Origin of the sequence: Sulfurovum sp. (assembly GCF_015493435.1) — a bacterium.
GTDB lineage: Bacteria > Campylobacterota > Campylobacteria > Campylobacterales > Sulfurovaceae > Sulfurovum.
In genome coordinates, this window is record NZ_WGDD01000005.1 from 1 (window position 1) to 12,497 (window position 12,497).

The window sequence follows — 12,497 nt, forward strand, 5'->3', positions numbered from 1 at the left end:
AGTAATAGAGGCAAAACGAAAACCCTCTTTACCAAACGGAGAGATGGCACTCAATGCCTTTGGCGAAATAGCACATTTTGAAGATAGAGGAATTATTCCCCGTGTCATTCTTGGTCTTGGTCGAGAAGATGTTGCCATCGATGGATTGACATCACAAATTGATGTCGATATTTTGGGCGGTAGCAGCGATCATCTGATTTTAGATGCTAAACAAAGTGAACTTAAAGTAGGAGATACTGTTACTTTTTCTCTAAACTATGCTGCACTTCTTTCTGCTATGACTTCACCGTTTATACATAAAAAATTTATAAGAAAAAATGCATGGAAGTGTTGCTAATAGGAAAAGGAGGCCGTGCGCACGCGATAGCATGGAAAATTGTCGCCATGACGATATTTGGAGCAAAAATCTTGTTGAGCGTATCACTAGCAAAATGGGTGAGAAAGCAATACTTTGCGAAAAACAAATCGATGAAGCATCAGCCTATACAGCTTTTAACGAGCTGCAAAAGGGAACACAGATCACCATTGGAATGCTCAAACGAAGAAGCGATGAATTGATTTTTTCATACAGCACCATTGATCATCATCTGGACAAAGGGGATGTACTGGTTGTTGTTGGAAAGATAAAGAATCTTAAATATTTTCAGGAACACTATAGTAGTCCAAGGGTAGTATAGACAATACGACAGGGATCTTGACTTTTGGTTATTTACGCACATGGGATAAAAAATCATCTTTCAATACACTCTGCTATAATAACATCAATTAAATTTCAGATTTTGAAATAAATTCAGAATGACGAGAAAATGGATAAAAAACATGACATTAGAAGAATTAGACAAAAAATATATACTGCAAACCTATGCACGTGACTATACGAATTTTGTAAAAGGTGTAGGCTCTACGCTGTACGATGAGAATGGACGGGACTACATTGATTTTGCTTCGGGGATCGCGGTGAACTCTGTGGGGCACGGGAATGAGAAACTGACCTCTGCTATTTGCGAGCAGGCGAAAAAGATCATCCATATTTCGAACCTGCAGGTGATCGAACCTCAGGCAAAGCTGGCGCAGAGAATGGTGGAGCTTTCCGGGTATGACATGGGCGTATTTTTTGCGAATTCCGGTGCAGAGGCGAATGAAGGCGCCATCAAGATTGCGCGTAAGTACGGCGAAACGAAGTTCGACAAGAAGCGTTACAAAGTCATTACGCTTGAACACTCGTTCCATGGCCGGACCATCACTACGGTGAAAGCGACTGGACAGGAAAGTTTTCATACACCGAATTTTTCACCGTATCCTGCCGGGTTCTCATATGAAAAATCAATAGAAGATGTCTACAAGGCCATCGATGATGAAACGGTAGCGGTGCTCATTGAACTTGTGCAGGGTGAAGGCGGTGTACAGCCTTTTGAAAAAAAGGAAATACAGAAACTTGCTGCATATCTCAAAGAGCGTAATGTGCTGCTTATCGTTGATGAGGTGCAAACCGGTGTCTACAGAACGGGTGAATTTCTGGCATCGAACCTGTATGAGATCGAACCGGACATTGTTACCCTTGCCAAAGGGCTTGGCGGGGGTGTCCCTATCGGTGCCGTAATGACAACACACAAAGATGTACTCAGTGCCGGAGACCACGGCAGTACTTTTGGCGGAAACTATCTGAGTACGGCAGCAGGTCTTGCTGTGCTCGATATTCTTTCCGAACTCTATGAGAGCGGTGCTCTGGATGAAACACTGCTTTATTTTGAACAGAAACTTCAGGATATTGCTGCCAAGTACGAAAACCTTTTCGAAAAAGAGGTGGGACTTGGTCTGATGCGTGGTCTGCGTGCAAAAAATGCCGATATTCAGGGCAGTGTGATAAAGAACAGTTTGAAAGAAGGCCTGGTTGTTCTGAAAGCGGGACGCAATACAGTACGTTTTCTGCCAAGTCTGACGATCAGCAAAAATGAGATAGATGAAGGGTTCAAGCGTTTTGAAGCGGCTGTATCTTCTTTGTAGCTTTCTGTGTCTTTCATCTCTTGGTGCAGATGAACTCGGGGAGATTCTTTCACCTACCAAAGCATCGCTTTTTGACTATCAGTATAGAGGAAATGAACTCCAGAGCGATATACTTTCCAAAAGCTGGGTCAATCCGGTGACTGTGCGGTATGGGAAAGACTATACGACACGTTTCAAAACGGGAACCATTGATACCAGCAGTTTATCCGTCTATATCGATCAGCCTATCTTTAAATCAGGCGGGATCTACTACGCCATCAAGTACTCCGGAGCTTTGCGGAGTGCAAACAGAACAGATATCACGCTTCAGAGACGCAAAATGATCGGTGATGCGGTTTCTATTCTTTTTAATCTTAAACGCATCAAGCTTGAGAAGAAAAAAATGCGATACCAGATCAGGAACGATGTTATCGACATACAGCAGAAACGTGACAGTTATGAAGCCGGACTCATAGACAGCAGTTTTCTTGACCAGGCTATCCTTAAAAAAAGCCAGGATGAAACTGCATTGCTTGAAATGCGGTTGAATGAGATGGAGCTTAAACAGCGTTTTGCCATTTTAAGTGACAAAAGGCCTGAAGAGCTGAGGCTTCCAAAACTGAAACTTATAGATAAACTGCACTATAGAAGAGAAAACCTTGAACTGAAAAGAGACACACAGCGTGCACTTGAAATGGATTATAAAGAGAAAATGACCTGGGCAAAATATCTGCCTATGGTTTCATTGCAGGGACAATACACCGACGGTGATCTCAATCCGCTTTTTCCCAGTCCCAACCTGAATGGCAGTTACTACAATTACGGTTTTACCGTATCGATGCCGATCGATATCAACGCCCTCAGCGATATTGAGTTGAGCAAGGTAGAGAAACTCCAGGCTGCAACCGAAGTGATCGACAGGAAACACAAGGTGAGTGAAGAATATGACTGGATACGCAACAGTCTCCATATTCTGGACAAAAAAATCTCCCTGGCCAGAAAAGACGAGAAGATTTACGGCAACCTGTACAAAGTGACAAAAAACCTTGCCGAGGCGGGTGAAAAAACATTATACGATGCCAATGTGATGAAGAATTCACAGCAGATAAGAAGACTCGATCAGCGCATTTACAGTATTGACAAGCAGATACAGCTTCTCAAACTCTATATAAGGGTGGAAAATGTACTTTAACGAATATATGAATGAATGGCTTTACGGAGAGAATGGGTATTACAGGAATTTTAAAGCCATCGGGAAGTCGGGAGATTTCTATACGGCTGTCAGTACCAGCAGCTTTTTCGGGGCGAGTATTGCCAACTATTTTTTTAAAATGCTCAAAGAAGGCAAGGCGGACAGGGACGGCTGGCTTATCGAAGTAGGGGCGCATCAGGGTTATCTGATCTGTGACATGATACAGTGGCTGTACACCTGTGACCCTTTACTGGTAAAAACACTTAAGTTCGGTATTGTCGAGCGTCAGCCTGAAGTGCAGAAGGCACAGACCGAGTATATCAAAGCGCGTTTTGGGGACGATGTGCATATAACACATTTTGAAGACCTCTGCGAAGTGAATGCGGAATATGGTTTTGTCGTTGCCAATGAGATCTTCGATGCCTTCCCCTGTGAATTGCTCAAAGACGGACAGATAGCCGTCGTAGAAGATCATAAGATAGCATGGAAACCGGCCCCTTTAGAAATGCTGGAGTGGGCCAAAGGACATTATCTCAAACAGGGTGAGGTTGCTGTGGGATATGAGGGTTTTGCCAAAGCGATGGCCAGCGGCATAGAGAAGTGTGACTTTGTGAGCTTTGACTACGGCGAGAAGTATGTGCGCAATGATTTTTCCATCCGTGTCTACCGTGCGCATGAAACGTTTCCTTTGTTTGATGAGGCATTGGACCTTTCAGAGTCTTTCCAGAAAGATGACATTACCTATGATGTAAATTTCCGGCAGGTGCTCGAAGCATTTGAAGCATCAGGATTTACAGAAAAGAGTTATGAAACACAGGCAAGAGCACTGATCCGTTTTGGACTCATAGAGATACTTGAACAGTTCGCTTCACAAACGACGCAGGAGAGATATATGCGTGAAGCCGACAAGATCAAAACACTGATCGCCCCGACGATGATGGGAGACAGGTTTAAAATGCTGCATTTGCAGAAAAATTAACTTTTCTGCATTGATTTCAGCAGGGTACACCGTTTGATGGGAGCGCTTTCACTGCCGTACATTTCCGCATATTTGTCAAATTTCTGCTGTCCGATCATTGAAATGCATTCCTCTTTGCTCATGGAAGCTGTTTCCTTCTCAAGCACAGCTTCAGGTTCTGTTTCCTTCTTCTGCACCGGTTTGTCTTTTTTGTATTTGTCATCAGGGTACATATACTCAGGAGAATAGTTGTCATCCTGTACCTCTTGAAGCACTATCTTTTTTTTTGGCGGAGGAGGTACGGCTGCATATCGTTTGCTTGTGTTGGTTTCTTTGGGCTTGACAGTCTGCTTTTTGGGTGTCGGGGCAGTATTGGTACATGCAGAAAAAAAGCATGCGGCTACAGTCAGAAAGATGAGAGAACGGGGGTTCATGGTGAATGACTCCTTTAATGAATATGGTTATCGTATCATATACTTTACCAGGTTAAAGCTGTTTTTTAAAGTCGATCACGGCAATTGCAATGGCAAAACCGCCGTCATGACTGATGGAGATGGAAGAACTTTTGATCCTGAAAACTTTTTGTGCCTCTTTTGTCAGTTTAAAAAAGGGTGCACCCTTATGGTCTTTGGCGATAATAATGTCATGAAACGCAAGTTGTGCACCAATCCCGCATCCAAGGGCTTTGCTTATGGCTTCTTTGGCCGCCCAGAGGCCGGCAAGTGTTTCAAGCTTTCTTGCCATAGCGATCTCTTTTTTGGAAAGGTAGCGCTGCTTGAACTTAATGCCGTACTTTTTAACGAGTTTTTCTATACGTTTGATCTGAATAATGTCTGTTCCAACTTTCATAGGGAAAGTGTAGCATAAATAACATAAGTATATTTGTTGAATGTTTTGCAAAGAGCAAAACAGTTCGTTTAACGACGGGTTATCCGGTAGCCGAGGGTATAGCTGTTCTCGATCAAATGTGGACATGAAGGGAGATACTGCATGATTTTTTTATTGAGACGGTATACAAGCTGGATGAGTTTGTTGTTATGTGAATGATCCGGTATTTCCTCATGCCATATATTGATGATCAGATCATCATTGGAGAGATATTCTTCTATCCTGTTATTGAGCAGCTGGAGCAAATGCCGTTCTTTTTTTGTGAGTTTTATCTGCTCATCTTTATAGCTGAGTGTCAAATGTTTTGTATTCCAGGACAAATCTTCTCTGAGTATGACCGTATCATTCGTCTGCAGCTGCCTGATGAGTTTTGTAATGGTTTTTTTGAACAGCATCATATCAATAGGCTTTAAAAGATACGCTTCTACTTTCAAGCCAATGGCAGAAAGAAGTTTTTCCGTATCGGAGTAGGCACTGAGCATGATGACAGGGGTATTCTGGTCATTGTTGCGTATGCTCTCCACCAGATCCAGCCCGTTCAGCAGAGGCATCCCGATATCCAAAAGAAGTATGTCCGGATGTTTTTCACGATAAAGTGCCAATGCCTCTTTCCCGTTTTTGGCAAGATAGACAGTGTCAAAATATTCATGGAGAATGATAGCAAAATTTTCTCTGGTTTCCTGATCATCTTCAGCATAAAGCAATGTGGGTGTGTACATGCCGGTTCCTTTTGCATAGGGTTGTTTGAGGCCCAAATTGATTCAATCATATTTGTTACATACATAGAACGCATCAAAAAATACAGATAGTATTTATTATAGTATGATTTTATCTGTAAAATATTATATTTTAATTTTTTACATCCATTCAACGACTTTGGAAACTTCATCAGCGATAAAACATTTGATTTCTGTTTCTTCCATCGGTTTATTGGGAATGACCGCTTTGCTGAAACCCTGTGTTTTCATCTCTTTGAGACGCTGTGTCAGACCTGAGATTTCCCGTATTTCCCCGGTAAGACTGACTTCTCCGAGAAAAAGTGTTTCAGAACTGAGTTCTCTGTCCCTGTAACTGCTCAAGATGGCAGCTATAATGGCAAGGTCGGCAGAGGGCTCGTTGATCTTGATGCCTCCTGAGATATTGATGAAGACATCGTAGGTACCCAGAGGAAGGTCGAGTTTTTTTTCAAGAAGGGCAAGAAGCATGCCGAGACGGTTGTTGTCAAATCCTGTGGAACTGCGTTTTGGATGTCCGTAGGCTTCACAGACAAGTGCCTGTACTTCTATGATGATGGGCCTGCTTCCTTCCATAATGACGGTCAGGGCGGAACCGGACTGGAGTTTGTCTTTGTCAAAGAATCGGCCTGCCATACTCTTGGCATCGTTCAGTCCGCTTTTGTTCATTTCGAAAATACCTACTTCATTGGTGGAACCGAAACGGTTTTTAAACCCCCTGAGCAGGCGCAGTTCGGAGTTGGTGTCTCCCTCAAAGTAGAGTACTGTGTCGACCATATGTTCAAGAACTCTCGGTCCGGCGATGGAACCGTCTTTGGTGATATGCCCGATGATGAAGATGGGAATATGCAGGCTTTTGGCCACACGCATCAGTTCAAACGTGATGGTACGTACCTGTGTGACGGAACCGGGCGCCGAAGGCGTTTCGTCGGAATAAAGTGTCTGAATGGAATCTATAACGATGAATTCATAGCGTTCATTGGAAATTTCGGAGAGTACGGTACTCAGGCTGATCTCTGGCAGCAGAAAGAGATTCTCATGATTGGCATCAAGACGATTGGCACGCAGTTTGATCTGTCCGGCGGATTCCTCACCTGAGACATACAGTACTTTTTTTTGCTGTCGGGAAAGATTTCCGGCTATTTTCAGCAGCAGTGTCGATTTGCCAATACCGGGACTGCCGCCTATCAGTGTCAAAGAACCGGGGACAACACCTCCGCCCAGTACAAGATCGAGTTCGGAACTTCCCGAAGAGAAACGGGTAATGTTGTCTTCTTCGATCTGCGTGATAGGTTTCGCTTTGGAGAGTGCGGAACCGGTACTGCTGCTTCTGGATGTTTCATTCAGAAATTTGATCTGGTCTGCCGTAAGCTCGACCATCGTTTCCCACTGATTGCAGGAAGTACATTTTCCCATCCATCTGGGAGACTGGAACCCGCATGCCTGACATTCGAACAGTGTTTTTTTCTTTGCCATAATATATCCCGTTATTTTAATTGTGTATGAAGTATAAACTTTTTTTGAAGGAAGGATATAAAATATGTCATATTGACATATTTTATGCGGCAGGGCAGGCAGGAACTGCCGTCAAATGAATATTTCATCCAGTATGGTATTGATATATTCATTGGCTTTGAACCGGATAAGGTCCTTAGGCTGCTCTCCGGTACCGATGTAGAAAATGGGCATTTGAAGCTCATCGGCAATACTGAGAACGGACCCGCCTTTGGCTGTCCCGTCAAGTTTTGTGATGATAATACCGTCAATACCGATCATAGCATCGAAAGCTTTGGCCTGGTTGATGGAGGAGCTTCCCTGTGTTCCGTCAAGGATAAGCATCTTTCTGTGGGGTGCTCCCTCCATGGATTTTCCTGCTACACGTATCATTTTTTTGAGTTCTTCACTCAGGTTTGTCTGTGTATGCAGACGTCCGGCAGTGTCAATGATGACATGGTCTATTCCTTTTGCCTTGGCAGATTCGATAGTGTCGTAGACTACTGCGGAAGGGTCATGGCCCTGACGTGTGGCAACAATGGGAATGTTCAGTTTCTCCGCCCAGCGGCTCAACTGTTCGATGGCAGCGGCACGAAAAGTATCGCCTGCACCGAGAATAACAGATTTTCCTTCCTGTTGATAGCGGTAGGCAAGTTTGGAGATAGTAGTGGTCTTTCCTGCACCGTTGACACCGATGATCATTTCAACATAAGGTTTGGCACCATGCTCTTTCCAGTCTGCCGTGTACTGGAATACAGAGATCATCGAGTTGAAAGCCTGAAGACGGTTCACTTTTTCAGGCAGTGCCTCAAGCAGCCTTTCTGCCAGTTCATAATTGACATCCGCTTCAAGCAGGATATCTTCAAATTCCTCTTTGCTGATCTCTTTTTTCTTTTCTACAACGACTTCTTTGATGGCATCGTTGGTCTTACCCAATACTTTTTTAAACAGTTTGAACATGTTTGGTTTTTCCTTTACGTTATTCTTTCAATCCCAGTGCTGTTCGGATATCATGATCTATCATTTCCACAGGTACCGCACCTTCATAGTGGGTATAGTATTTGCCGTATCTGTACAGTACGGTCAACGGCAGTGTGAAGTTTTCATCAAGGTTCAATGCTGCACGCACCTTCGCAGTCACATACCGGTTCTTTGGATCATTGGAAATAAAGTAATGCGCATGATAGGTATCTGCAAATGTTTTGAGTTCGGTTGTATTCGCATCATCATTCACCAGGATGCCTGCAATAAAAAGTTCGTTTTTGTATTTTTTCTGCAAATCCTCAAAATAGGGGATCTCTCCCCGGCATGTGGGACACCAGGTACTGAAAAAATTGACAAGCAGAACAGGTGCTTTGACATCGTTGAATATGAACCGGTCCGTTTCAACCAATGCATCGTGCGTTGCCTCGTTGATGCCTTTGAGTATCATGGTATGTTCAAGTGTTTTGCTGTGAGGGCTTGTGTTATTGTCCGGGCATGCTGAAATATTGTTCTCTAAGGGTGCAGTTCTGCATTTTGCAGATGAGGTTTCTTCCTTTCTGCTGCTGCATCCTGCAGAAAGAAGTAAAATAAAGCCCAAAAAAAACAGAAGTTTGATTTTTATCACATGATTCCTTGGCTATAATATCGTTATACGGCAGACTGTCCGTATGACAGAATTTGAAAGATTATACCAAAAGAGCACTAAATGGAAGTTATGCAAAAAAAGATGAGGAAACAGAAGTTCCGCAGGCACTGTCTGGAACAGCTCAAAAAGAGCAGCCGGACAGGTAGATATGCGAAAGACAAAAAGGTGCTTTCCGTATTGCACAGGATTATTTCGGAAATGAATGCACGAACGGTGATGCTCTACCTCCCTCTTGCAACTGAAGTGAACCTCTATCCTCTCGTTAAAGTCCTGAGACGCGAAAAGCGGCAGCTCTATGTACCGTTTATGGAAGGTAAAAGTTTTAGGTTGGTAAAATACAGATACCCGCTGGAAACAAAGCAGTTCGGTATTAAAGAACCAAAAAATTCAAAGCAGTATAGAAATAAAGAAATAGATATAGCTATCGTACCTATTGTAGGTGTAGACCTGACATACAGACGTGTCGGTTTCGGAAAAGGTATGTATGATAGATTTTTTGAAAAAGAGATGAAGAATATAAAAAAAACCGTATTTGTGGCACGTCACCTGTGCTTTAGCAGTCAGATCGTAACGGACAGTTATGATGTCAGAGCCGATATGATCATTGTGCCATAAATAATCAGTATATACGCAGTTTAAATAGTATATGGACATTTCTTTTTCTTGGAAAAGGAAAGAACAAATGTTAGGAACCATTGTAAGTGTCTCCGGTGCAGCCGGAGCAGTCGTGGGGGCAGGCAGCTGTTACCTGTGGTTTAAGAAGAGTACCCAAAAGAAGTTTTCACACCTGGAACAGGAAGCAAAGGCAAAGGCGAAAGCCATCAGCAATGAAGCAGAGCTTCTGCTGCAGGAAACACAGGTGAAGATCAAGGCAAAAGAACTTGAATACGAAGCATTGTTCCAGGAAAAAATGGCACAGGCTGAAACACGGAACCGTATGCTGATGATGGAACAGAAAACACTGAAAAAAGAGGAGGAAAGGCTCTCTCTGGCGGAAAACAGATTGGCAGAAAAAGAGTTGAATCTCGAAAAGCTTGAAGCAAAAAAACAGGCGAAGATAGATGAAGCGGTTGAAAAACTGCAAAATGCCGCTTCCCTGACGGCAGAAGAGGCCAAAACCTATATTCTCGAAAAAACAGAAGAGAAGAGCCGTGCAGAAATAGCATCCATTGTCCGAAAATATGAGCAGACAGCCAAAGAAGAAGGCGAGAAAAAAGCCAATTACATTCTTGCCCAGGCGACGACACGTTATGCCGGTGAGTTTGCCGGTGAAAGACTCATCAATCTTGTCAATCTTCCGAGTGATGAGCATAAAGGGCGTATCATCGGCAAGGAAGGGCGCAATATCAAAACGCTCGAGATGCTTCTGGGGGTGGATATTGTGATCGATGAAACACCCGGAGTCATCCTTGTCAGTTCGTTCAACCTCTACCGCAGGGCTATTGCCACACGTGTGATCGAAATACTGGTCGAAGACGGACGTATCCATCCGGGACGTATTGAAGAAGTACATGAAAAAGTGGAAAAAGAATTTGAAGAGAAAACATATGAGGAGGGTGAAAATGTACTCATTGATCTGGGTCTTTTCCCTATGCACGAAGAACTGGTGAAACTGCTCGGACGCTTGAAATACCGTGCAAGTTATGGACAGAATGCTCTGGCGCATACACTTGAAGTGGCAAAACTGGCATCTGTCATGGCCGCAGAGATGGGGGGAGATGAAAAGCTTGCCCTGCGTGCCGGCCTGCTGCATGACATCGGCAAAGCTTTGACACAGGACAGGGGAGGCTCCCACGTGGAGATCGGGGCAGAACTGTGCCGCCGCTACAATGAGCCCCCCACAGTGATCAATGCCATTTATGCCCACCACGGCTATGAAGAACCGGATTCTGTGGAAAGTGCCGCAGTCTGTGCAGCCGATACTCTCAGTGCGGCGCGTCCCGGAGCCAGACGCGAAGTGCTTGAGAGTTTTACCAAAAGGGTCAAAGAGATCGAAGAGATTGCTGTGTCCAAAGAGAATGTGGAAAAAGCCTATGCTATCAATGCAGGACGGGAGATACGGGTATTTGTCAATGCACACAGGATGAACGACAATGAAGCCGTTCTTCTGAGCAAAGAGATCGCAAAAGAGATAAAAGACAAGGTGCAGTTTCCCGGTGAAATAAAAGTCAATGTTATCCGTGAAACCAGGGCTGTAAGTATTGCCAAATAACAGCAGTATCCCCCTCAAATATTAGGCAAACTAAAATAATAAAAGCGTTATAATTAAAAAATAAAGACAAGGAGTTTATTCTTGTCAATTTTAGAATAAAAGGTAAAATAGTGGACAGATGTGAAGAGATCGTCGCAAATGTAAGAATGGAAGAGCGTTATGCAGGAATGAGTCTGGTATTTGTCGGAGACGAAGCACTCAGAGAAGAGATTGAGAGAGCCATAGACAAAGTAACCAAGCTGACCAGAATGAACCCTCATGTCTTTGACAATTCAAGAGACCACCATGAATCAAAGCAGGCACTTTATATTGAGTTTAACGACGATGTTCAAAGAGACAGCGGTGCATTTTTTGAACTTTTGCTTAAAGAGCTGAAGATCGACAAATGTGCCAATGATGTAGTAGAACACTAAAAAAAGGTAAAGATATGATGTATAAAAAAATACTGATAGGTTTGTTGCTGGTCTGCGGGATCAATCTTTTTGGAGCAGGGAAAAAAGCACCGGTTGTTGTGCTTGAAACGAATGTAGGAAAAATAGAACTCAAGATGTTTCCCAAAGCGGCACCTCTTGCCGTAGAAAATTTTGTGACACACGTAAAGCAGGGATACTATAACGGTTTGATCTTCCATCGCGTGATCAAAGGTTTTATGATCCAGGGCGGTGACCCGACCGGTACAGGAAGAGGCGGTGAATCGATTTGGCACAAAGAATTCAAGAACGAATATGCACCGAACTTGACCTTTGACAGACCTTTCCTGCTTGCGATGGCGAACCACGGCCCCAATACCAACGGAAGCCAGTTCTTCATTACAACAGTACCGACACCGCATCTTAACGGCGGATATACTATTTTCGGAAAAGTAATCCAAGGCAAAAAAGTGGTACAGAAGATCGAAAATGTAACGACATCGGCAGGTGACAGACCGATCTTTGACCAGAAGATCATACGAGCCTATATCAAAAAATAGATGGATATCGATGTACTGCGGCAAGAACGCCGCAAATGGCTGACATGGAAAAATATCGTACCCTATCAGGAAGCGATACAAGCCTTGCCGAAGTACAATGATGCCGAAGTTTCTTTCGGAGATGTTGTCGATATTCACATCACAAACCTCTCTTCAGAAGAGGCTCAACAAATCAGAGAAACTGCTCTTCTGATGAAGCCCTGGAGAAAGGGACCGTTCCAGATCAACGAACTCTTCATCGACTCCGAATGGCAAAGCCAGATCAAATACAACCTTCTCGAACCTCATTTCGATCTTGAAGGAAAAGTGGTGGGAGATATCGGCTGCAACAACGGCTACTATCTTTTCAGAATGCTTTCGCAAAAACCTGAAAAACTCATCGGTTTCGACCCTTCCGCCATCTACTATTCACAGTTTCAGTTCCTTGACCATTTCA

15 protein-coding genes and 1 pseudogene are annotated in these 12,497 nt (G+C 43.6%); 10 read left to right on the forward strand and 6 right to left on the reverse strand.

Features of this window, described 5'->3' with window-relative positions; translation table 11 throughout:
- The 5 genes and pseudogenes from F8L24_RS01265 to F8L24_RS01285 form a co-directional block, all read left to right on the forward strand.
- Positions 1–337: pseudogene (locus F8L24_RS01265) on the forward strand (alanine/ornithine racemase family PLP-dependent enzyme); the annotation flags it as partial.
- Positions 338–368: 31 nt separating this feature from the next.
- Complete coding sequence (locus F8L24_RS01270; protein ID WP_294951085.1) at positions 369–677, forward strand: hypothetical protein; 309 nt, start codon at positions 369–371, stop codon at positions 675–677.
- Positions 678–819: 142 nt separating this feature from the next.
- The gene (locus F8L24_RS01275) at positions 820–2,004 is read left to right on the forward strand and encodes an aspartate aminotransferase family protein (RefSeq protein WP_294951086.1); all 1,185 of its coding nucleotides are present in this window, start codon (positions 820–822) and stop codon (positions 2,002–2,004) included.
- Entirely contained in the window at positions 1,979–3,175 is a 1,197-nt protein-coding gene (locus F8L24_RS01280) for a TolC family protein (RefSeq protein WP_294951087.1), read from the forward strand. Before F8L24_RS01275 ends, F8L24_RS01280 begins: the two co-directional genes overlap by 26 nt.
- On the forward strand, positions 3,165–4,154 hold the full coding sequence (locus tag F8L24_RS01285) for an SAM-dependent methyltransferase (protein ID WP_294951088.1): 990 nt from the start codon (positions 3,165–3,167) through the stop codon (positions 4,152–4,154). Before F8L24_RS01280 ends, F8L24_RS01285 begins: the two co-directional genes overlap by 11 nt.
- Here F8L24_RS01285 and F8L24_RS01290 read toward each other — a convergent pair.
- The 6 genes from F8L24_RS01290 to F8L24_RS01315 form a co-directional block, all read right to left on the reverse strand.
- Entirely contained in the window at positions 4,151–4,567 is a 417-nt protein-coding gene (locus F8L24_RS01290; RefSeq protein WP_294951089.1) for a hypothetical protein, read from the reverse strand. The genes F8L24_RS01285 and F8L24_RS01290 overlap by 4 nt on opposite strands.
- A gap of 52 nt (positions 4,568–4,619) precedes the next feature.
- Positions 4,620–4,982, reverse strand: coding sequence for a holo-ACP synthase (gene acpS / locus F8L24_RS01295; protein ID WP_294951090.1), 363 nt, complete (start codon positions 4,980–4,982; stop codon positions 4,620–4,622).
- A gap of 68 nt (positions 4,983–5,050) precedes the next feature.
- Positions 5,051–5,740: a response regulator gene (locus F8L24_RS01300; protein ID WP_294951091.1), complete on the reverse strand. Its 690-nt coding sequence runs from the start codon at positions 5,738–5,740 to the stop codon at positions 5,051–5,053.
- Between the two features lie 138 nt (positions 5,741–5,878).
- Positions 5,879–7,231, reverse strand: a complete 1,353-nt coding sequence (radA, locus tag F8L24_RS01305) for a DNA repair protein RadA (protein WP_294951092.1) — start codon at positions 7,229–7,231, stop codon at positions 5,879–5,881.
- Between the two features lie 111 nt (positions 7,232–7,342).
- Positions 7,343–8,209: a signal recognition particle-docking protein FtsY gene (gene ftsY, locus F8L24_RS01310; protein ID WP_294951093.1), complete on the reverse strand. Its 867-nt coding sequence runs from the start codon at positions 8,207–8,209 to the stop codon at positions 7,343–7,345.
- 19 nt (positions 8,210–8,228) lie between these two features.
- Positions 8,229–8,858 carry a TlpA disulfide reductase family protein gene (locus F8L24_RS01315; protein ID WP_294951094.1) on the reverse strand — a complete coding sequence of 210 codons (630 nt, stop codon included), beginning with the start codon at positions 8,856–8,858 and terminating at the stop codon, positions 8,229–8,231.
- 81 nt (positions 8,859–8,939) lie between these two features.
- On the opposite strand from F8L24_RS01315, the gene F8L24_RS01320 reads away from it, so the two are divergent.
- The 5 genes from F8L24_RS01320 to F8L24_RS01340 all read left to right on the forward strand — a co-directional run.
- Entirely contained in the window at positions 8,940–9,494 is a 555-nt protein-coding gene (locus F8L24_RS01320; protein ID WP_294951095.1) for a 5-formyltetrahydrofolate cyclo-ligase, read from the forward strand.
- Between the two features lie 67 nt (positions 9,495–9,561).
- A complete protein-coding gene (rny, locus tag F8L24_RS01325) occupies positions 9,562–11,091 on the forward strand; it encodes a ribonuclease Y (RefSeq protein WP_294951096.1) in 1,530 nt (509 codons plus the stop codon).
- Positions 11,092–11,201: 110 nt separating this feature from the next.
- Positions 11,202–11,504 carry a hypothetical protein gene (locus F8L24_RS01330; protein WP_294951097.1) on the forward strand — a complete coding sequence of 101 codons (303 nt, stop codon included), beginning with the start codon at positions 11,202–11,204 and terminating at the stop codon, positions 11,502–11,504.
- A 17-nt stretch (positions 11,505–11,521) separates the two neighbouring features.
- A complete protein-coding gene (locus F8L24_RS01335; RefSeq protein WP_294951099.1) occupies positions 11,522–12,061 on the forward strand; it encodes a peptidylprolyl isomerase in 540 nt (179 codons plus the stop codon).
- A partial coding sequence (locus tag F8L24_RS01340) for a DUF1698 domain-containing protein (protein ID WP_294951098.1) occupies positions 12,062–12,497 on the forward strand: 436 nt, incomplete at its 3' end.